The organism is Heliorestis acidaminivorans, assembly GCF_008933955.1.
Taxonomy (GTDB): domain Bacteria; phylum Bacillota; class Desulfitobacteriia; order Heliobacteriales; family Heliobacteriaceae; genus Heliorestis; species Heliorestis acidaminivorans.
This window is the reverse complement of the sequence record NZ_WBXO01000007.1, coordinates 69,720-89,714: the sequence shown is the minus strand read 5'-3', so window position 1 is coordinate 89,714 and position 19,995 is coordinate 69,720. Positions and strand designations below refer to the sequence as shown.

The following is a 19,995-nucleotide window of genomic DNA, read 5'->3' as shown; positions in this document are numbered from 1 at the left end:
ACAAGGTTTTATTAACTAAAAACGTTTTCCTGTGATATTTGCTGTTATTATGGCTCTAATCTTTTTGCTTTCAGCATTGATACCTTGTATTTGAAGGATCACTTTATCGCCTACATCGATACGAATAAACTTAGGATGATTCACTCTTGAATATACGCCTGTTTCCAAGGTCACGAAAAAGCCTGATTCGGAGTTTCCCGTAACTACACCTATGTACATGCCACCGAGCTTATACTTAGAGGATACTGTCTTCCAGGGATCAGCGAGTAACGGCTTTAAGCTAACAGTAACTTCTTTCTTTTCTTTGTCTAGCCCAGTAATTGCCACAGTGACTGTATCACCAGCTTGATATTTTTCTCGTAAATCTTCAATATAACCGTGGCTAGCGTTTTCAGCTTTTAGAATCGTGTAAACTCCACCTAAATCAACCATCCCATATTTACGTCCCACTCTTCGAAAAACGGCATCACGTGTTTTTCCTACTTCTAACTCTTTCCATGTGAGGTTCGCAATTTGTTGAAGGGCTTCCTGTCTTGAGGCAACAACAAGGTTTATGTCTCTATCGACTGCTTTTACCTTGAATGCGACTTGTTTTCCAAGCAAAAAACGTAACCTTTCCTCGTTGCTTACGCCACTTGCTGATAACGGTATAATCACTCGTACATCTGCATCGAGAAAAACAATAAGACAAGGTTGTTCTTCAATGCCTACAACCTTGCCTTTTTCATCTCTGACGGGAGCTTCTAAGTGTTCCAATCCTGTTGCTAACCCTTGCATAACCAGGCCGTTTTGTTGCGCTCGATAAATTTCTGGCCAGATTGATTCTTGTTGTTTTCGATCTTGTTCGTAACCTTCAGGACGAAGTGATGAAACTATGTTACTCATTATGGCAACCCTCCACTAGCTGATTAAATATTTTCTGTATGTTTGCATTTTGGGAAGCCTGTACAACCATAAAAATATCCATTTCGACCTTTTCTCTGCTCCAATAAACGACTGCAACTAGGGCAAATTCTTTTCTTATCCTCCTTAGGCTTAGATTGCTCTGCTTTCTGTTCTGTTACTTTCGTGTTTTGTTCCGGTGAAGATGAAAGTGGCTTCGCTTCTACTACATTCACCTTCTCAACTGCCTCTTTCTTAGTGAAGCTTTCAGACACTTTACTTGTTACGATTTTTGGTTGCTGGTCGACTAGATCACTATCCTCTTTCTTTTGCTCCTTTCTTTTTGTCTCTTTTTTGGCATTCTCCGAAAGCTCTTTTTCATCAGCTACAAAGATAATCTCAAAACTTTTTTCTTCACCTCCTTTTGCTACTACTGGTTCAGGAATCTTTTGGCCTTTTTCTTTGACTACTTCCGTAGTTGGCGTTAAACCCATGCACTCAACGGCAAGCCTTTCTTTCAGGTGCTTTAGGTTTTTTCGTAATTCGTCTTGAAGCTTGCCAAAAAGCTTTTTTTCTAGCGTATCTTTGTTGTACTTCGAAAGGCTCTGCTCTAATTCTTGAATCTGTCGAATCACTCTACCGGCTTGCTCGACATCATCAGGATCTTTTAAGGCTGATTCTGCTTTTTTCTTTAGAGCAAGCCATTGCTTAATCATGGCCGTTTGAGGAATAACTTTTTCGATTCGCTCCCAAAACTCATCGAGAGCAGGCTTTTCCTCTTTTACGTAATCGCAGATGCCTTCCCTTGGAGGTTGCTGGCTATTTTGTTTCACAATCTTGTAGATCACATGGCGCTCTGGCAATTCCATAATGTAGGTGTAGTCAAAGCGTGGCTTTAAGGTATCGGTTTCTCTAATGCTTTTGGGCAAAAAGGGCTTAAATATAGCCCCGTCATAAGTCTTTTGCTCTAAGTGAATCTCTACAGAACCACATTGTGTTTCCACTTCTTTTGCATCTTCAGCCGAAAGACCTCCAAACCAGACTTTGTTGCGACAGTTGTTCAAGAGCGTATTCTTAAAAGACCTGGTTCCAGCGTCAAGCAATTGTCCGTGGTCTTGTACTGCTAAAATACCAGCACATCGATATTTTCTAGCATTGGTTAAGAAGCGAATAAAGTCTGGATTGATATACAAAGGAAACTCGTCGATACACAAAACATGAGGATCTCTTGTCCATTCATCGCCTGGACGACGAAATACAGCGGATTGAAAGTGCATGATCATGAACTGGCCAAAGGTGTTGCCTAACTTACCTAAAGGTCCCATGGCCGTATTGACAGCTAACACTCCACCGCCTTTTAGATGATCGTCTAAGTTAATGTCGCTGTTGCCGATAAGCACCCGTTGTAGTAGCTCATTGCCACCAATATCAGCTAACTGCTGCCGAATGCCCGTTGCAAACTGAAAGAGCTTATCTCGCATGGCACCGAATGCTTCAGAGTAGAAATAACGTACTAAATCGTCATAGCCATACTTGCTTTCATAGTCTTTAACAGCTTGCTCTAAATCTTTTGTATCTTGTAATATCCGCATGACTGAAAGGAAATCTAGTTTGTCTCCGTGAAGCCGCTTTAAGAGCAATATGGTATTACGAGCCATTGATTCTTGTACCTGAGCAAAGAAAGCTTCCTGATCGCCAAAAAGAGAGCGAAGCACCGTCCTTGTCGCTTCTGCCACTGCGTTAGCCTCTCCTTGCATGGGGTTAAACTTATGCGTGTTTAACTTGGTCGGGTCAACATGGATACAGGGGATGCCCATCTTATTCGCCATTTCAGCCACCCAATCAGCAAGGTCTCCTGATGGTTCGATGACGGTAACACCTATCTTTTCACCGGAAGCAATACGCTTCATATCCTGATATAACATGGGCTTGATGATGCTGCTTGTTTTACCGCTACCAGTCGGACCAACAACGAGCATATGCAAAAAGCGATCCTTGCCGCTAATTACGACTGGATCGCCCGATTCTCTGTCTTTGCATATCTCTACGTCTATGGCTTCTGAACCTGTCTTTTTCTCTGTTTTGGAGAAGAACGAAGTGATTTTTTGCCATAGACCGTTGCTATTTACTTCTGCTTTCTTTACTCTTGGATCATTTTTGGCATGAAACTGATAAAAGAATAGACCACCTATCAGAAGTAGCAAAAAAGGTATCATAGATACAGTAAAACTTATCATTCCATGAAATAAAGTCGCTCCTTCTGTCCTTGACAGGTGTACCAAAAATGGGCGTAAAACCATACTGAGCAGGACTGTGATAAACCAAGAAAAGCTCACGATTGCACTCCAACCATAACGATTACGCTTCTGTGTGTCTCTGCTATCTTTGCTTGCCACCACATAACCAATAAGAGCTACAAGGATAAAGCTAAACGGCAACCACAAACCTCCTACCTTTAGAGACCAGATAGCAGATAAAAAGAATAACAAAAGCGATAGACTAAGCACTATTTTATCAAGCAGAACCATCACCTTCCCTCCTTGTAGTTGCGATCAAAAATGTGCCTTGAACAAAATCGTTAATGTGTATCGTATCAAAATAAGCTCTTCCTTCTTCTCTTATCAAAGCAAACTTCGGGTAAAGCTCCTGGATATTGCCATGAAAAGAAAAATACTTTCCGTTAGATGTTCTCAAGCGTCCTCTTATCTTTATTCCAGTAGTAATCCCAAGATCGTGCCATAGCAAATAATTCATGCCTCCTATTAACCGATTTCAGTGAAAACACTATCTGATGAGCAATCTTCAAAAAATCTGTTTCATCATAATCTCTTTGCACTTTTTTGTAGGAATATAACAGGTTTTATCGTCGTACAATAAAATGTACGTTGTGTACGCTTTGTTAAAGCTGTATAATGGGGGTGAAAGATTATTCAAAAAAATAGGTTAGTCCAGGGGGAGATACTCGTGCAAGAAATATTGGATTCTACAGCAGTCCGAAAAAATTGGAGCAAATTTATTGATGATGTAGTTCATAGCAAGCCTGCCATTGTAAAACGAACTCGTGATACCTTTGCAGCTATCTCATTAGAGCACTTGCACCTTATCTTGGCGCAACATCGTTTTTCTATTGTTTTTACAAAAGAAGCAGATGGCACATACAGTGGCTCGTTAAAAGAAATAGACTTAGTTGCAAACGCTGAAAACTTAGAGTCATTAAAAGAAACACTAGCTGAAGATCTGATTGAGTATGCCGATGAGTACATGGAAAACTTTGAGCTGTACTCTCGTTCCCCTAACCGCAAAAATCATTTGCCTTATATCCTTCACGTTTTGACACAATCAGATCTAGAGCATGTTAAAGGTCTCATCGATGCCTAGTTGGAAAGAGCTAAAACGCTTTTGTGAACGTGATGGCTGGGAACTTTATAAAAAGACTGACCACTATTTTTTTCGAAAAGTAATGCCTGATGGTGCTGTTAAGAGAACAAAAGTTTCTATGGGAACGGGTGAAATCAAACCTTCACTATGGCGTGAGATTCTAAAGAAACAGTTGTTAGTAAGCCAAGAATATTTTAATAAACATTGTTGAACTGATTTTATTGATGTTTTGCTCTACAAAACCATAACTAAGATAAGAAGTACTACTAATGATGGGATGACTATTAAGCTCTCTCCTACTCCACCTGTATCAAACATAGGTATTCTGAATTTCTTACTTGTAACAGGCCACAACCAAGCTACACCTTGCGGATTAAGGCTATCAAGTACTAGATGAGAAATATAACCGGCCAGCAATAGTACATAGAGAGCCATGTTTGTTAATGGATAGATCATCGACAGCAAAAGCCATACAAGAAAGGACACCGTGACCGCCCCCACGATTGAGTGAGTTGGTCCTCGGTGTCCTATTGTTACTTTAAGTAATGTCGGGAGCATAAAAAATTTGCTCCCGACTTTGCTGTTTGGTTGATCTATATCTGGCAGCAATGAACCTAAAGCACCTGCCATCGCTCCTATTGTAAGAATAACGTATGGCTCAACAGTAATTCCGACCAGTGAAGGCATAGGACTAGCTGTATCAAGGTGATTAGAAAGAAAAACGCCTAGGCTTGCTCCAGCCAAGGCGTGTGTTTTCCACAGCATATGTACCTTCTTTCTTTTTTCGTCTAAAGTAAATAAAAATCTTCGACTAGTAATTGACTAGAGTTTTACTTCTTTTACTTGCTTAGACAGCATATTTCTATTGATGAGGTGAGTGCTTTGTTTAAATATATAAAGTTAAATGGGGAACTCAGTGAAAGAGAAATAGGGGGGTTTAGTACTTCCGAAGAAGAAAAACCTTGCTCGTCAGAAAAACCGTTTGAAATTAATCAATTGGAAGATTTGCTAAATCAGCTTAAAGAAGAGAAAGAAGCAGAAATGCGTAAAAATAACCAAGAAGGTTATTTCGAACTAGACAAACACCGCAAGCGATAAAGAGTAATCCTTATCATACCTCGATTTCCATCTGGATTTCGAGGTTTCTACTTTTTGCGGTAAACCTTATTGACAATGCCTGAAGTGCAACTTTAGTGTTTTCTGGATCTAAAGTATAGAAGCTACTGTAAACATCGGCCTCAATATATCCTGCTGTGAATAGATTGGCGGCTAATTGAATCATAGCCTTTTCGCTACGGCTCCACTCCTTAGAAGACTCCTGAAGCTCAACAAAGTCTATACCTTCGTCATCTATAAACTGGCTAACAAGAATTGCATTCTTAGAAGTAATCGCTGCCAACAGATATAAAGCAGAACCATATTCGCAATCTAACTTTATCTTACCTGTAAGCACTGAAAACATCATGTAGCGACGTTTATGCTCTTCGTTTTTCCAATACATCTCATGCATCCTTTCTGAAGCAATCACCATGAGCAAGTTGCTTCCAGTTCAGCAGCTTAAATGCAACTTCTTCACTCTCGATTTCGTTATATCGAAAACGCAAGACTAGTTCCATAAAGTAATCTCGTGAAAAACCCTCACCCTGCTTTACATCAAAGTCATGCTGTGGTATCCCGGCCAGATCTAAAATCAAGTTATCCAACTCATTCAACTCATCGTAGCAATAGCTACCTTCAACAACGACATTGAGACGCTCTACCTTGTCAGTAAGTGCTTTGCTTGTATTAAGAAGCGATAATAAAGTTTCGGCTTGATCCACTGTAAAATCCCCTTTCGTTTTGTGTGTACGTATGTTTTAACATTATCATAGCCCTATTTTATTAACAAACTTTGGTAAATCTCCGAAGATATCTTTTGGTTTCTCTTGTTCGTACAATCAAAAAGGACAGTTTTCGTTTAACTCCGAAAACTGTCCAATAAAGCTTAACGTTTTTTCCCAGCTATCAAATACAATTTGGCTAGCCGGGTCTATTCGCACTCGACATTTTCAATTTTGCCAAAGAAAATTTCTGCACCATTGCCAATAAGGTGTGCGGTTAAACCAAGATTGTTGCCAAATCGATAGACCAGCATTGGATCGCCAAGTGAGTTTTCTATGTCTAGCAGTTGTTTTAGCAATAAGGTTGACCTCCGATTAGACATTTATTTTATTTCATTTTCTTTTCACCGGAAAAAGATATTATCAACTAAGGAAAAGCATATTTCCGTGCATCCATTGCTATCTCGCCCACGTAAACGTAATTGGATATTGAGACGCAGAAAGAACCTATCTCAAAGAAGTCTTGAGATAGGTTCTTTTCATATTCTGGAAAAAACAAAACCTAAATATAGTTCTTCCCAAGATCCTGTTCGGTAACTTACGGCAGAGCCAGGCAATAAGGCTAGACTATTTCAACTTCTTTGGAAACTTTACTGAAAAGCTTGTCCCATTAGAACTTGTTTCTACTTCTATTTTTGCTTTGTGCCGTTCCGCAATGCTATAACAAACAGCCAATCCCAGACCTGTTCCGTCGGCCTTTCTTGTAACAAAGGGAGTACCAATCTTGCTGTAAACATCTGAAGGAATACCTTTTCCCTCATCGATGACAGTAAGTAGAACGTAAGATTGGTCTGAAGCAGTTCGTATTGTAAGAGTTTTTTGGGGTTCCATTGCTTCAATGCCATTTTGAGCAAAATTTATTATTAGTTGTTTCAGCTCTTCTTCGTCACCAATTATATTTGCAGAAATGTTTAAGTCTAATCTGACATCCTTCCCTTCCGTAAAAGCCTTCACTTGGATCAATGGAAAAAGATTAGCTACCACACTGTTTAAGTTAAGTGGTACGGGATTCTTCGATCTATTTTTCGAGAGCGACAAAAATTCCGTGATTATGTGGTTTGCTCTGTCTAATTCTGAAATCATCAGTTCTAAGTGTTCTTTTTCGTTTTGATACTTTTTTACGAAAAGTTGTAAGAAACCTCTAACAGATTGCAAGGGATTCCGAATTTCATGTCCTAACCCAGCAGCGAGTTGACTAATTAAGTTCAGTCGTTCAGATTTCTTTAACTGCTCCATCATTCGCTCTTTTTCAGTTACATCTCTGCCAACAACGAAAATTCGGTTTTCTTTTTCTATAGGAATCGCATTTAACTGAAACCACTTATAAGTACCATCTTTACATAAAATACGATTTTTGTATTTGACTTTCTTTTTTGTATTTTCCGCTATGATATTCTGAACATTTTCTCGTTCTTCTGGATGAACTAAGTCTATACATCTCTTACCAATCACTTCTTCAGGTTTAAATCCAAGTATTTCTTCACTAGCAGAGTTTATCGTGATAATTTGCCAATTATAATCGTGAACTAGTAATATGTCTAAAGATAGTTCAGCAAAGTGTTTTGATTCGAATAACTTTTCTTTCGTTAAAAATGTACTCCTATTAGCTACTTCCAAGCTAGAGTTTTGATCTTCTAGCCAGTGACTCAACACCCAAACAACTCCAATCGTTTATTACTTTCTTGCTGAACAATCGCTGATGTTTTAAAGAGTATAACATTGCCAAAAGAAAAACCCTGTCGAAATTTGTAATTCAATGAATTTTTTTCTTTGTTTTCAATATCGCTTTTATCTATTTTGTCGAACTTTGTTCAAAATCTAAATTCTGATACCTCCCACACAATCTTGGGGATAAATGGGGTATAAGCTTATCTTCTACACAACAAAAAAAGTCCTTTAGTTCGTGACTGTCTTCCCTTCAATCATTTCTCTTATAAACTCTTCTACCGTATCCAAACCTCTGTTTTCCACTTCTTTCTGTAACTTCGAATACACTTCTTCCGGGACAGTAAAGCTCACTCGCCTATTTCTTTTCCATTCCCTCTCATACACGACAGGCTCTAACAAAGGTTGTGGTCTGAAGCCGACAAACCGTAGCTCAACCTTATCTAGAACGGCTTTGTCTAGCACCTCTAAGTAATCAGGATTACAATAAAATACAATTAAATCATCTTCATAACCTGGCTGCACTGTGTAATGGTTAATCTGTCTGATATGACGAACATCGGAAATGAATAGCTCTGCAATCTTTTTACCTTCTTTCGTCGTGTAACGAAATCTTCGTTCTCCATATTCTGCTGGTGTGAGCATCTGCTCTAGTTCTTCTTCTAAGACCTGCTTCATACGGTCGCTTTCATGCCAGAGCAAGTAAGGAACATCTTTTGCATGAATGATACTCAGCCTGTTTAGGATGGGTTGGCTGTGGGATGGAAGGCTCTTGTAATGCTTTATAGCGTTTTTCCAGACAACTGTCGTTTCGCATAAAACGGCTATGTTTTGATGCCTTCCTTCGTCTGCTACGGTACTAACCTGGTTAAAGATATTTGTTATCGCTCTTTCAGTAGAGTGTTCTGGTAGGTACCAGAGTAAGGTGGGGTCCTTTCCTTGCTTAGCGACAGCACCAGCTAGGTACAAGTTTCGCGATAAGCTGTACTGTTCTTTTAAGGTTCTAGAATCTATCCACTCAAGCTCTTGAGATAGCCCATGTTCGATTATGGCAACCAATACGTCATTGATTTTCGTTTGTAAGCGAAGTTTGGATTGGTCACTTGGGGCGTTGTAGCAGGCTTGCCTTGTTTGTGGCAGTTCTTGAGCTTTTTCTGCTAGGCGTATTCCTTTTTCCGTTAGGACATAGCACTTCGCTTCGATGCCTGTTCCAGCAGGGTTGTCTCGGCTGCCTAGTGGTGCTTTTAGGACCTTTCCGTTTATCACACCGAAAACTTTCTCGAGTTTTTTTAATCGACTGTAGCAATATTCTAGGGAACGTGGAAAGAACATGCGATAGATTTGGTTGATTGTCAATGTTCTGTTATGGTACAGCGTAACCAGTATATCTTTATCACGTTTCGTTAGGTTGCTTAGGTTGTCGGCCAAAGGTGCTGCACTCCTTTTCTGTTGGTTTCACATAGAGTAATTCCGTATGCTCGCCTCGCTGTCGCGTGTCGAGCATGAAAGCAACAACTTATCCACATAATCCACAACTTTTATTTGGTTGTGGATTATTTCTTGTTTGTGTAGGAAAACTGGCGTGGTGCTTTTGTTCTTTTCGGCTTTCTGATTGTGTTGCTCGCTCCGCTGTCGCGTATCGAGCTTGGCTTAGTTCATGAAAAATGCTGGACAGGTCACCGCATAGATACGAAGAAACTACCGCTTGATAAATGAAACCGCTGCTTCTTATTAAGTCGTGACGCTCGTCCCTCTGTCGAGTGCCGAGCTTGCCCATCTCTGATTTGCAATTTCCTGAACAACGCTTTGTGGGTGGGCATGTAGTTTTGCGATGGCTTTTGGCTGGGCGTGAAGCTTGTCCCGCTGTCGCGTGCCAAGCCTGAAGTAGCATGAAAAAGAGGGTCTGTAAAAGCAATGCTTTTTACAAACCCTCACCCCTATACATCTTTGATTGCCTTTCTTTTTCGATACCTTACTATACCTCTAAGTTGAAATTGCCACCCAATAGGACTGATCTAAATCCAACACCTATCTTAAATTCAAGGTTGAAATTAGAAGGTTGAATGTGGCTTAAACCCTTATGCAACAAGGTTTATCAAGCTCATAAATGTTTTTTAGATTCAACTATCTTTTGATGAACACAAAAAAGAGTATCTCATAACACCATGTAAAGTCACACCGAAATCAAGGTTGAACATGACGTATAGAATTAGGAAAATGACAAGGCTTTTAGCAGATACTCTTTATCTCTTATAATGAGAATTTCTGTCCTTGGATTCACCTTGTCTTTGAATCCTTGTACTGCAAAACTAAGGCAGTCCCATGAGTCTTTTTTGACAATGCCGTTTCTGGTCAATGCGTTAATGATTATAGATGTTGCTCTGTTATCAACGTCCCAGACCCTGTTTTCAGGCATGTAATAAGAAACAAAAACAAATGCACTATCCCATGGGATTCCCATTGATGCTTCGGCGGTATAACGCGCAATCTTCACAGCACTTCCAATGTACCCGAACCAACTGTCCTTAGATTGCTTGATAGCTTCTAGGTTGAGGTTTCCCTTATTGTCATAGAGATCAGCATATCGCCCTGGATACTCAGGAACAGTGATTTTTAAGACATCTTCACGTAGAACCTCTAGCTTACCGTCTTCATACAACACAGGAATCGCTCTGTTCTGAGCTTGCATACGGGCAAGTTCGTTAGAAATACGGCCTAGCTCTAGCTGATAAATGCTTGTAGCCTTCTTTAACCGCTCTAAACACTGCTCTAATTGCTCGATTTCTTTCATTTTTTGACATATCCCCCTGTATCCAGTGGAGTACAAAATGGAGTATAAATTGGAGTACAATTGTATCCCCATTTAATTAGTCGGGATAAAGCAAGCTAATGAAATTCCTTTACGTATTGCTACAGTAATGTTTTTTATGGAGTACTGTCTGAAGTACACATTGGAGTACAGCGATATCCCAAGCAAAATGGGTGGGATATCGCCTTTTATTCTAACTCCCTAATATTTCATTGATAGAATCCATTAAAAAAGTAGCTATTTCATCTTCGTCACTCTTGTTTTCTTCCGGTGAAGTAGTATTGTTCTCTTGAATAACCTGAAGGCTTCCTTCTTCTACCCTCGTAACCAGCCTTTCTAGTAGGTGCCGGATACTTCGTAATTCTTCTAACACTTCATCGTTTTGTACCTGAACTGCTATTGTATCTTCATTAGAGGCATTACGATGATTCACAAGTGCTTCTTCAGCGAGTAAGCGAACAAAAGGACCTTTTTCACCTTTATCAAGCTTTACTAGAGCCTTAGACAAAGCAGAATCTTCTGCCACCCAAAACTGGACTTTCTGGCGATTACGCATAAATCAAGCACCACCATCAAGCAGATCCTGTTTTCTTTTCGGCCAACTCCGTCATCTTGGCCACTGATAAAAAACCTCTGGCATTTGCCATTTGCGGATCATCGAAAATCTTAGCTAATGGATGGATTGTTTTTAGATCTTCTCCGAGTTCTCTACTGCCACCGCCGACTAGAAATACCATGCGAATTAGATCTGCTTTGCTTCCCCATGAAGCCAATACTTTATTTCGAATCTCTTTTGCTACGGCCTCTTTGATTCGCTTAATATCTTCTCTGAAGTCTCTTTCTTGACCAGCAAAAAAGATTGTTCCTGTTTGCAGAAGGGTTTCAACTTCGTTCATATCAATCTGCCCACCTGTTCTTTTGTTAAAGAGAATTTGTAGTGGGCGATAGAGGCTAGAGATTCCTATATTAATAGTTCCTGATAAATCTCTACGAAGGGAAAGGGAAGGTGTCATTTCAAAAACTACATAATCAGTCGTCTTAAAACCAACATCTACTACAGCGATGATAGATCCACGAACAAACAATTCCGGATATCGCATCTTACCTTCAGCAGTTTGCAAAAGTGAATAGGCAGCGCCTGCTGCTTGTGGGAATATGGTTAGCCTATCAATTCGGATCTGTCTGCGTGAATCTTTGAGTGGACCACCATGGAAATACACTTCACTTTGATACCCTTTATAGGCTTCTTCAAAAGCCTTACGCTGGTCTAGATAGTGCTCAAAGGGTAAACCTGTTACAACATGTAAACTAACGTTCTGAGAAGGAACTAGCATAGCTAAAGATGTTGACAGAAGCACCTTGGTATTATCATTGCTTATTTTATTCCTTTCCAACGTGAAGCTCGAAGATAATGATTCTTTACGTGCTAGGTCCCCTACAAAATGCTCACTGTCACTATTTTTGTCTTTAACTTGCACATGTAGTGCTTCAAGTGTTCCTGTATCTTGACCAAACAGCTCTGTCATACGATCATGGGCCGCGCCTATGATTGAAGGAAAAACAATTGTTCTTCCTTCTTGATTGATTCCTTTGGTATAGCCATAGCCAAGGTCAATACCAATCTTAAACATGATGAAACCCCTTTCTGCGAAAATACTTGTCCTCAATAAAAAAGGCAGACTTCCAGCTTGAGAAGTCTGCCTTTTTATAAAATTAGAACAGGATTTTTTATGTAATTTTTTTTAGGTACACACCAGTATGGCGGACCTGATTCCGAGCTAGCGGCGGCGCTTCGTTATCTGACACAGCGTTATACCATGCCTACGAAAAAGGCTAAAGGCCTACTAACTGACATAGGAACGGAGGAAATGGCTCACCTTGAAGTAATTGCTACGCTCATCTATAAGCTGACCAAAGATGTGCCTGCTGATAAGATGCGCGAAGCAGGCCTCGGTGAGCATTATGCCCATCATGACAATGCCCTTTTCTATACCGATGCGAGCGGTGTGCCTTGGACGGCCGCTTATATTCAGTCAACAGGTGATCCTATCACCGATTTACATGAAGACATGGCGGCAGAGCAAAAAGCACGTACCACTTATGAGCATTTGATTGACCTCACTGATGATCCTGGTGTAATTGACGCTCTACGCTTCCTTAGGGAGCGGGAAGTTGTGCACTTCCAGCGTTTTGGAGAAGCTTTGAATGATGTGCAGTTTCGGTTGAGTCATCGACATGTGTTTTAGGGGATTTTTTTGGTTATTTTTCTTGATAGAGTATTGTTAAGAAAAAAGGTACCTGTTTTTTTAAGCAGGTACCTTTTTCATAGATTCTATTATGTCATGAAGATGATCTTCCGGTGTTTTCATAAAAACATTTGAAATACAGTTCTCATTCTTTTTATTGCTTCCACTTCTGCCTTCATTAATGATAAAATTAATGTATGATTTCTAGAGTTTACAGCGAAAAATGATGTTTAGTAATAAAGTGATTCAAGTATAAAACATTGTACAGCACCGGGTTGTAGTTTGTGAAATTTACCAAGAAAGGAGTGGTAGACTTGAACGAAGAAATCTTAAAACATATTCTAGATTCGCTCCATCGATTAGAAAAAGGCCAAAATAAGCTCGAAGCAGGCCAACAAAAGCTTGAAGCAGGTCAACAAAAGCTTGAAGAAAGCCAACAAAAGCTTGAAGAAGGCCAGCGAAAGCTCGAAGAAGGCCAGCGAAAGCTCGAAGAAGGCCAGCGAAAGCTCGAAGAGCGGCAAACTATTCTTGAAGCAGGACAATTACACCTAGAAAAAGAGATGAATCGTCGCTTTGACGAAGTTGAGAAGCAGATTAACGAAGTATATCAGGTAACAGCCCGTCGATTCTTAGAAGGCGATAAGCTCATTGAAGAAAAATTAGATCGGATCATTGCTACTCAAGCTGAACATTATGCTGTTTTACGTGATCTTACGTACAAATCAAGTAAGCATGAGACTGAGATAAGCGATCTGCGCCGAGCGAAGTAATTTCATGTAGCGCTTTGGCATGACTAGGACAAGCCGCACCCTAATCGTGGATGACGGCTTGTCCTATTTTTATTGTACCTATCTTTTAATGAGGCTTCAATACGACCTTAATACAATTATTGGCTTTCTCATCGAATACGGAATAACCGTAGGAAGCTTTTGCTAGAGGTAGCTTATGCGTAATGATATCTGAGGGATCAAATTCATTGTTTTTGATGCGCTCATAAAGCTCCGGCATGTAATGAATAACAGGCGCTTGGCCCATTTTTAAAGTGATATTGCGTGCAAAAAAGTCACCTAATGGAAAAGCATTGTAGCGCGTACCATAAACACCTACCAACATGACAGTACCTCCTTTGCGTACTGCCTGGGCCGCAATATTGATAGGACCTAATGCACCACCTTGCAATTTCAACGCTGTTTCTATCAGCTCTAGCGTAGTCATTTTTCCATCCATGCCTACACAATCTATGACCACATCAGCACCGCCGGAAGTTATTTCTTTAATATAGCGTCCCACGTTTTCGTGTTTTTCCATGTTGATCACTTCTACACCATTCGTTTGCTTGGCATGTTCCAAGCGATAAGGAATGTAGTCGACAGCAATCACTCTTTTAGCACCTTTTAGCCAGCAGAATTTCTGGGTCATCAAACCGACAGGCCCACAGCCTAAAACGACAACTGTATGATCAGGCAAAACGCCGCCTTGTTCTACACCCCAGTAAGCCGTGGGAATCACATCAGATAAGAAGAGCAACTTCTCATCTTCCATCTCACAGTCTTCTGGTACTACAAAAGGGGTAAAATTAGCAAAAGGAACACGTAAATATTCTGCTTGTCCACCAGCATAACCACCAAAAGTCTCTGAATAGCCCAAAAAAGCGCCAGCCTCACCGTGAGGATTGGAGTTATCACACTGGCTTTCCAGGTGATGTTCACAAAAATAGCACTTACCACAGGAAACATTAAAAGGAATAACGACACGATCGCCTTTTTTCGTTTTTTCGACAGCTGGTCCAACTTCTTCCACAATACCCATAGGCTCATGCCCTATAATAAAATTGTGAGGCAAGTTGGGCACCATGCCGTGGACAAGATGTAAATCACTACCGCAGATAGCTGTACTCGTAATACGAACAATGATATCATCAGGCTTTTCGATTTTAGGGTCATGTACTTCTTTTACAACTACGTCTTTATAACCCTGATAAGTTACAGCCTTCATCGAACTACACCCACTTTTTTGCTTATTGGCTCTCCTTTCACTTATCTTACCCCGTTAAGAGCTCTGTCTGTGCTAGTTAGTTCAGAGAAAGGCTTGTAAAGCTTGTCATCTTTTTCCTAACTAAGACAGTCTCCACAATCTTTACTTTTCTTTCTAGTTAACTCTTAGCGTAAATTGTTCATACTACTTTCAGGTGATTACATTACGCCCCCCATCACCCCATCAACCTCATTAACTTATTAGGTAGGAGTTGTTATTAATGGCGAAAAAGAAAAAGAAGAATCAAGTGAACCCTGATGTTCTTGGTACCGATACAAAGACTGATAAGAACAATACAATTAACGAAGTTCCTATGGTGAAGAATCAGCAATAAAGAAAGGCTACTCCTTTATGGAGTGGCTTTTCCTACTTTCCACCCTAATCAAGATTTTTCCGAAACTTCTTCATAGCCAGTAAAAAAGATAGCCATAGCAAAAAAGGGGAAAATAAAAAATTCCGTTCCAATTGTCAACCTTCCTTAAGCCAACTAATTGACAATGCCTTTTGCTCTAGGCTATGATGAAAAAGATAGTACCTGAATAGAAGAAAAAGAGGTGGACCGTCTTGAGCCAACTGTTTCAACATATAAAGGAAAAACTTGAACAAGGTGAGCTTATTACTTTCGAAGAAGCTCTTGCACTTTCCCAAGCAGAAATTAACAACGAAGAACTCTTTGCCCTAGCTAATAAAGTGCGTCAACAAAACAAAGGCGATCATGTAGACCTTTGTACGATTATTAATGCCAAGTCAGGCAAATGTGCTGAGAACTGTAAATACTGTGCTCAGTCTGTGCACTACAACACCAATGTTCAAGAATATCCCTTAATTAGCATGGAAAAAGTAATCGCTGAAGCCAAAGAGAATGAAAAAGCAGGCGTACATAGATTTTCTATCGTTACTAGCGGCGGCAGTTTATCAAAGCAAGACTTCGAAAAAGTACTAGAAATGATCAAAGCTTTGCGATCCGAAACTAATTTACTTCTTTGTGCCTCTTTAGGTAGCATCTCTTATGAGCAAGCGCTTCAGTTAAAAACTGCTGGTATTACTTCCTATCATCACAACATAGAGACTTGTCGCGATTTTTATAAAAACATCTGCGACAGCCATAGCTATGATGATCGCATCGATACGATTCAAAATGCCTTAAAAGCAGGACTTGATGTATGCTGTGGCGGCATCATTGGTATGGGCGAAACAATGGAAGATCGCTTAAAGATGGCTTTTGAGTTAAGAGAACTAGCTGTGCAATCAATTCCTATTAACATCCTTAACCCAATAAAGGGTACACCCTTAGAAAACATGCCTATCCTCTCCCCAGAGGAAATACTAAAAACTATCGCCCTATTCCGCTTAGTCATTCCTTACAGCACAATTCGCTATGCTGGTGGAAGAAGTGCCTTAGGTGAGGAACAGAAAAAAGGCTTCCAAGCTGGTGTTAATGCGGCTTTAGTAGGTAACTTCTTGACAACCTTAGGCAAATCTATTGACGAAGATATAAAAATGATCAAAGACGCAGGTCTGGAGGTTTAGATCTTGACCAAAGCTATCTTTATCCTCGGAACAGATACCGATGTAGGCAAAACAGTAGTATCTGCTGGCCTGATGTACCAGCTTCTGAACAAAGGTCATCAAGCTTGCTACTTCAAACCTATCTCTAGTGGTGCTATTGAGGAAGATGGAGAGATCTTTTCTTACGATCTCTCCTTTGTAAAAAAAGTCTCAGGCCTTCAAGAAGATGATAACCTCATCAACCCATATCGATTCAAAACACCTGTTTCTCCTCACTTGGCTTCTCCACTAGAAAATAAACCTATCCACATTCCTGCAATTCTTAAAAAATACGAACTCTTAAAAAGCAAATACGATTATCTAATCGTCGAAGGTTGTGGCGGTCTAGCTGTACCTTTAACGACAGAATATATGCAGTATGAATTTATTAAAGATCTCAACATAAGCTGTCTTTTAGTAACTCGAACTACTTTAGGAACGATAAACCATACTACATTAACCTTAAAGGTTGCCGAACAGATGGGTATCCCTATTGAAGGTATCCTTTTTAATGGTTACAAGGGAAGCATGCTAGAAGACAACAATATTGAAACTATCAGGAAAATGACTTCTGTTCCAGTCCTTGCTGTCCTACCTGCTGTGGAAGCATTGAACGTTGAAAAGCTTGAATCGGGTAACTTGAAAGAAATTTTTAGCAAAGCTGAAAATCTTGAAGCTTTCCTAACTAAAGGTCAGGGGCTAACCCATGAATAGTTCGGAGATATACGACTTCACAGCGGCTTTAGAAAAGCTAAAGTCAAAAAACCTGTACCGGAACATGCTTTACCTTGATAGCGCTCAAGGTCCTTATACAGAAGTAGAAGGCAAAAACGTACTCCTTCTATCTTCGAACAACTATTTAGGCTTATGTAATGATGAAAGACTAAAATTAGCGGCTATTTCTACCATTAAAGAATTTGGTGTTGGCTCTGGAGGTTCTAGGCTTACTACAGGCAGTTATAAGCTTCATAAAGAACTAGAGGCAAAGTTAGCTACATTTAAAGGCACCGAATCTGCACTCGTCTTCAGCACTGGCTACGCTACTAACGTAGGTACTCTATCGGCACTAGCTGATCCTGACTGGGTTATCTTCTGCGATCGCTTAAACCATGGTAGCATCATTGACGGATGTCGGTTAAGTGGTGCTAAGCTAGTAGTATATAAACATTGTGACGTAGAAGATCTTGAAAAAAAGATTAAACGCTACCACCGAACTAACGGAAAAGGCTTAATCGTTACAGATGGAGTCTTTAGTATGGATGGCGATCTAGCGCCCCTTCCTGCCATTGTTGATCTAGCCAAAAAATACAATCTCCTAACTATGGTTGACGATGCTCACGGCACAGGAGTCTTAGGAGCAACAGGAAGTGGCACTGTTGCTCATTATAATCTACAAAATCAAGTAGATATTCAAATGGGTACTTTAAGCAAAGCTTTTGCTAGCGAAGGTGGCTATATAGCTGGCCATGAAAGTTTGATAACTTACATAAGGCATAAAGCAAAAAGCTTTATCTACTCCACAGCACCAGCGCCTCACACTATTGCTATTTCGCTAAAAGCTTTAGAGATTATTCAAGAAGATGGAGAAAGACGTAAAAGTCTAAGCGAAAAGTCTCAATGGTTTCGTCGTGAGCTTACTACCATGGGCTTTCAAGTACCGATGAACGATACTCCTATCATACCTCTCTTAATTGGCGAAGCAGACTTAGCTTTGCAATATAGCAAGCTTCTTTTTGAAGCTGGCCTTTATGTGCCTGCCATCAGACCACCTACAGTCCCTCAGGGCACAAGCAGGTTACGCTTTTCGATTATGGCAACACATAGCTACGAAGATTTATCCTTAGCCCTTGAAAAGATTTATACCATTGGGAAAGAGCTGAATTTGATAAAATGAGCAAAAAAGAAAAGTTAATTCTCTTACCTGGCTGGGCCATGGATTCTTCCGTCTGGAACACCATTGCTCCTTTTTTATCAGAAAAATTTGACCTCTGCCCCTTTCATTGGCAAGGCTTATATAATATTGACGATTACTTTAGAGCAGTTACTACTTTTATCGAAAAAAATGTGAGTCATCAGGAATCCTTTTCACTGCTTGGCTGGTCTTTAGGAAGCCTCTTAGCTATTCAAGTGGCCTATGATTTACAAGAGTGCAAGGAACGTCAAGGACCACAGGCCCTTCAACTTAACCAGCTCATTCTGGTCAGCGGTACAAGTAGATTCACAAGAGATCGGAAAAGCAATTATCTTCACGGTTGGTCTCCCTTAGCTATCGAAAAAATGAAAAGAGCTCTACTTGAAGATAAGGAAAAGACACTTCACAACTTCTATACTTCCATCTTTTCAGAACAGGAAAAATCTAATCAAAATTTTTACTACTCACTAGCAAATCATGGTAGCTCCTATGAAACAAAAACACTCATCACAGGCCTCGATTATCTAATACAAAGCGACTGTAGAAAAGAACTGACCGCTCTTAAGACACCTCTTTTGCTAATTCAGGGTGAAGCAGACAGCATTGTACCACTAGGAGCATCAGAGTACTTAGCTAGTCAATGGCAAGGACCTGTAAACTTGCAGATCTTAAAGGGCGCTGGTCATGCCCCTTTTATTACCCAACCTGAAAGCTTTATGGAACTGTTCTACAGCTCTGTGATTAGTAGAAAAGAAGGAAAAGCATGATTGATAAAAAGGTGCTTCGTCATAACTTCAGCAAAAATGCTATCAACTATGATCGCTACGCTAAAGTGCAAAAAGCCATGGCTCATGAGTTACTTAAGAGCCTAAGTTCTTTCCGTAGTTTAGAAAAACTTAATATCTTAGACATAGGCTGTGGTACAGGATACTTAACGGAGCAATTACTAGAGCTTTATCCGCAAGCTCAGATTACAGCTCTCGATATTGCTCCAGGCATGATTGAATATGCTCAGCAAAAGCTCCCCAACGAAAATATTGAATTTCTCTGTGCTGATATAGAAGAAGTAGCCCTAAATAAAAAATTTGATTTGATTATTTCTAACGCTACTTTTCAGTGGTTTAACCAATTAGAAGCAACGCTTCGCAAACTAGACTCCCTATTAAAAGATAATGCTATCTTAACCTTCTCAACTTTTGGAAGCCATACTTTCCAAGAACTTCACCATGCTTATGCAATAGCCAAAGAAAAGCTTCAGATCTCTAGTGCCATATTACCAGGACAGAAGTTTATCAGCACTGCTGAGCTTAAGGCTCTCTGTCAGGAAAACTTTAAGAACAATGACTCTTCCCGCTATACCATTTCTGCTATAGAACAGCAAGAATATGAATACTTTGACACAGTGCGAGACTTTCTAAAGTCTGTAAAAAAAGTCGGAGCTAGTAATAGCAACTGTGAACGGCTTATTAATCCCAGCCTGATCAAAGAAATGATGAAAACATACGAAGCCACTTTTACCATAGATAACAAAACTCGAGCAACTTATCATTGTCTTTACTTAACTATAACCAAAGAAAGCCCAGGCCTTCCTAAGCTTTATAAGTAAAGAGGAAAGGAAAGCGCGAAAATACCTAATGACAG

22 protein-coding genes and 1 pseudogene are annotated in these 19,995 nt (G+C 40.0%); 10 read left to right on the top strand and 13 right to left on the bottom strand.

What is annotated here, in order from left to right; all coding sequences use genetic code 11:
* Window positions 1-15: 15 nt before the first annotated feature.
* From F9B85_RS10030 to F9B85_RS10020, 3 genes are read right to left on the bottom strand one after another with little or no spacing between them, the layout of a single operon-like run.
* Window positions 16-885 (bottom strand): hypothetical protein, encoded by an 870-nt coding sequence (locus F9B85_RS10030; protein ID WP_151620490.1) that lies wholly within the window; start codon window positions 883-885, stop codon window positions 16-18.
* A gap of 23 nt (window positions 886-908) precedes the next feature.
* Complete coding sequence (locus F9B85_RS10025; protein ID WP_151620488.1) at window positions 909-3,410, bottom strand: type IV secretory system conjugative DNA transfer family protein; 2,502 nt, start codon at window positions 3,408-3,410, stop codon at window positions 909-911.
* Window positions 3,397-3,636: a hypothetical protein gene (locus F9B85_RS10020; protein ID WP_151620486.1), complete on the bottom strand. Its 240-nt coding sequence runs from the start codon at window positions 3,634-3,636 to the stop codon at window positions 3,397-3,399. Before F9B85_RS10020 ends, F9B85_RS10025 begins: the two co-directional genes overlap by 14 nt.
* A gap of 210 nt (window positions 3,637-3,846) precedes the next feature.
* Here F9B85_RS10020 and F9B85_RS10015 point away from each other — a divergent pair, with 210 nt between their 5' ends.
* A complete protein-coding gene (locus F9B85_RS10015) occupies window positions 3,847-4,260 on the top strand; it encodes a hypothetical protein (protein WP_151620484.1) in 414 nt (137 codons plus the stop codon).
* Window positions 4,253-4,471: a type II toxin-antitoxin system HicA family toxin gene (locus tag F9B85_RS10010; RefSeq protein ID WP_151620482.1), complete on the top strand. Its 219-nt coding sequence runs from the start codon at window positions 4,253-4,255 to the stop codon at window positions 4,469-4,471. The genes F9B85_RS10015 and F9B85_RS10010 overlap by 8 nt, the downstream gene beginning before the upstream one ends.
* Before the next feature lie 23 nt (window positions 4,472-4,494).
* Here F9B85_RS10010 and F9B85_RS10005 read toward each other — a convergent pair whose 3' ends face one another.
* Window positions 4,495-5,025: a metal-dependent hydrolase gene (locus F9B85_RS10005; protein ID WP_151620480.1), complete on the bottom strand. Its 531-nt coding sequence runs from the start codon at window positions 5,023-5,025 to the stop codon at window positions 4,495-4,497.
* 117 nt (window positions 5,026-5,142) lie between these two features.
* Here F9B85_RS10005 and F9B85_RS10000 point away from each other — a divergent pair, with 117 nt between their 5' ends.
* A complete protein-coding gene (locus F9B85_RS10000) occupies window positions 5,143-5,358 on the top strand; it encodes a hypothetical protein (protein WP_151620478.1) in 216 nt (71 codons plus the stop codon).
* Window positions 5,359-5,371: 13 nt separating this feature from the next.
* On the opposite strand, the gene F9B85_RS09995 is transcribed toward F9B85_RS10000, so the two are convergent.
* The 8 genes from F9B85_RS09995 to F9B85_RS09965 all read right to left on the bottom strand — a co-directional run bounded on the left by F9B85_RS09995 (window position 5,372) and on the right by F9B85_RS09965 (window position 12,245).
* Window positions 5,372-5,761, bottom strand: a complete 390-nt coding sequence (locus F9B85_RS09995; protein WP_151620476.1) for a hypothetical protein — start codon at window positions 5,759-5,761, stop codon at window positions 5,372-5,374.
* A gap of 1 nt (window position 5,762) precedes the next feature.
* The gene (locus F9B85_RS09990; RefSeq protein ID WP_151620474.1) at window positions 5,763-6,080 is read right to left on the bottom strand and encodes a hypothetical protein; all 318 of its coding nucleotides are present in this window, start codon (window positions 6,078-6,080) and stop codon (window positions 5,763-5,765) included.
* Between the two features lie 209 nt (window positions 6,081-6,289).
* On the bottom strand, window positions 6,290-6,439 hold the full coding sequence (locus F9B85_RS14400; RefSeq protein ID WP_170270403.1) for a hypothetical protein: 150 nt from the start codon (window positions 6,437-6,439) through the stop codon (window positions 6,290-6,292).
* 268 nt (window positions 6,440-6,707) lie between these two features.
* Window positions 6,708-7,757 (bottom strand): ATP-binding protein, encoded by a 1,050-nt coding sequence (locus F9B85_RS09985; RefSeq protein WP_151620472.1) that lies wholly within the window; start codon window positions 7,755-7,757, stop codon window positions 6,708-6,710.
* A 279-nt stretch (window positions 7,758-8,036) separates the two neighbouring features.
* Window positions 8,037-9,233, bottom strand: coding sequence for a replication-relaxation family protein (locus F9B85_RS09980; protein WP_151620470.1), 1,197 nt, complete (start codon window positions 9,231-9,233; stop codon window positions 8,037-8,039).
* Window positions 9,234-10,014: 781 nt separating this feature from the next.
* On the bottom strand, window positions 10,015-10,596 hold the full coding sequence (locus F9B85_RS09975) for a hypothetical protein (protein WP_151620468.1): 582 nt from the start codon (window positions 10,594-10,596) through the stop codon (window positions 10,015-10,017).
* 211 nt (window positions 10,597-10,807) lie between these two features.
* On the bottom strand, window positions 10,808-11,170 hold the full coding sequence (locus F9B85_RS09970; RefSeq protein WP_151620466.1) for a hypothetical protein: 363 nt from the start codon (window positions 11,168-11,170) through the stop codon (window positions 10,808-10,810).
* Window positions 11,171-11,186: 16 nt separating this feature from the next.
* Window positions 11,187-12,245, bottom strand: a complete 1,059-nt coding sequence (locus F9B85_RS09965; protein WP_151620464.1) for a ParM/StbA family protein — start codon at window positions 12,243-12,245, stop codon at window positions 11,187-11,189.
* Window positions 12,246-12,368: 123 nt separating this feature from the next.
* On the opposite strand from F9B85_RS09965, the pseudogene F9B85_RS09960 reads away from it, so the two are divergent.
* Both F9B85_RS09960 and F9B85_RS09955 read left to right on the top strand, forming a co-directional pair.
* Window positions 12,369-12,860, top strand: a pseudogene (locus F9B85_RS09960) (manganese catalase family protein); the annotation flags it as partial.
* 314 nt (window positions 12,861-13,174) lie between these two features.
* Window positions 13,175-13,630 (top strand): hypothetical protein, encoded by a 456-nt coding sequence (locus F9B85_RS09955; RefSeq protein ID WP_151620460.1) that lies wholly within the window; start codon window positions 13,175-13,177, stop codon window positions 13,628-13,630.
* An 85-nt stretch (window positions 13,631-13,715) separates the two neighbouring features.
* On the opposite strand, the gene F9B85_RS09950 is transcribed toward F9B85_RS09955, so the two are convergent.
* Window positions 13,716-14,855, bottom strand: a complete 1,140-nt coding sequence (locus F9B85_RS09950; protein ID WP_151620458.1) for a zinc-dependent alcohol dehydrogenase — start codon at window positions 14,853-14,855, stop codon at window positions 13,716-13,718.
* 603 nt (window positions 14,856-15,458) lie between these two features.
* On the opposite strand from F9B85_RS09950, the gene bioB reads away from it, so the two are divergent.
* Genes bioB through bioC form a run of 5 tightly spaced genes read left to right on the top strand, consistent with a single transcriptional unit; the run spans window position 15,459 to window position 19,960 of the window.
* Window positions 15,459-16,424 (top strand): biotin synthase BioB, encoded by a 966-nt coding sequence (gene bioB, locus F9B85_RS09945; protein WP_151620456.1) that lies wholly within the window; start codon window positions 15,459-15,461, stop codon window positions 16,422-16,424.
* A gap of 3 nt (window positions 16,425-16,427) precedes the next feature.
* Window positions 16,428-17,156, top strand: a complete 729-nt coding sequence (gene bioD / locus F9B85_RS09940) for a dethiobiotin synthase (RefSeq protein ID WP_151620454.1) — start codon at window positions 16,428-16,430, stop codon at window positions 17,154-17,156.
* Window positions 17,149-18,336 carry an 8-amino-7-oxononanoate synthase gene (gene bioF / locus F9B85_RS09935; protein WP_341474392.1) on the top strand — a complete coding sequence of 396 codons (1,188 nt, stop codon included), beginning with the start codon at window positions 17,149-17,151 and terminating at the stop codon, window positions 18,334-18,336. The genes bioD and bioF overlap by 8 nt, the downstream gene beginning before the upstream one ends.
* Window positions 18,333-19,121, top strand: coding sequence for an alpha/beta fold hydrolase (locus F9B85_RS09930; protein WP_151620452.1), 789 nt, complete (start codon window positions 18,333-18,335; stop codon window positions 19,119-19,121). Before bioF ends, F9B85_RS09930 begins: the two co-directional genes overlap by 4 nt.
* Window positions 19,118-19,960, top strand: coding sequence for a malonyl-ACP O-methyltransferase BioC (gene bioC, locus F9B85_RS09925; protein WP_151620450.1), 843 nt, complete (start codon window positions 19,118-19,120; stop codon window positions 19,958-19,960). Before F9B85_RS09930 ends, bioC begins: the two co-directional genes overlap by 4 nt.
* The last annotated feature ends 35 nt before the right edge of the window (window positions 19,961-19,995 follow it).

Bases quoted from the DNA above. Each gene is read 5' to 3' on its own strand.
- F9B85_RS10030 (WP_151620490.1), bottom strand. From the start codon at position 885: ATGAGTAACATAGTTTCATCACTTCGTCCTGAAGGTTACGAACAAGAT.
- F9B85_RS09970 (WP_151620466.1), bottom strand. From the start codon at position 11,170: ATGCGTAATCGCCAGAAAGTCCAGTTTTGGGTGGCAGAAGATTCTGCT.
- F9B85_RS10020 (WP_151620486.1), bottom strand. From the start codon at position 3,636: ATGAATTATTTGCTATGGCACGATCTTGGGATTACTACTGGAATAAAG.
- F9B85_RS09930 (WP_151620452.1), top strand. From the start codon at position 18,333: ATGAGCAAAAAAGAAAAGTTAATTCTCTTACCTGGCTGGGCCATGGAT.
- F9B85_RS10010 (WP_151620482.1), top strand. From the start codon at position 4,253: ATGCCTAGTTGGAAAGAGCTAAAACGCTTTTGTGAACGTGATGGCTGG.
- bioC (WP_151620450.1), top strand. From the start codon at position 19,118: ATGATTGATAAAAAGGTGCTTCGTCATAACTTCAGCAAAAATGCTATC.
- F9B85_RS09965 (WP_151620464.1), bottom strand. From the start codon at position 12,245: ATGTTTAAGATTGGTATTGACCTTGGCTATGGCTATACCAAAGGAATC.
- F9B85_RS09950 (WP_151620458.1), bottom strand. From the start codon at position 14,855: ATGAAGGCTGTAACTTATCAGGGTTATAAAGACGTAGTTGTAAAAGAA.
- F9B85_RS09975 (WP_151620468.1), bottom strand. From the start codon at position 10,596: ATGAAAGAAATCGAGCAATTAGAGCAGTGTTTAGAGCGGTTAAAGAAG.
- F9B85_RS10025 (WP_151620488.1), bottom strand. From the start codon at position 3,410: ATGGTTCTGCTTGATAAAATAGTGCTTAGTCTATCGCTTTTGTTATTC.
- F9B85_RS10005 (WP_151620480.1), bottom strand. From the start codon at position 5,025: ATGCTGTGGAAAACACACGCCTTGGCTGGAGCAAGCCTAGGCGTTTTT.
- bioF (WP_341474392.1), top strand. From the start codon at position 17,149: ATGAATAGTTCGGAGATATACGACTTCACAGCGGCTTTAGAAAAGCTA.
- F9B85_RS09995 (WP_151620476.1), bottom strand. From the start codon at position 5,761: ATGTATTGGAAAAACGAAGAGCATAAACGTCGCTACATGATGTTTTCA.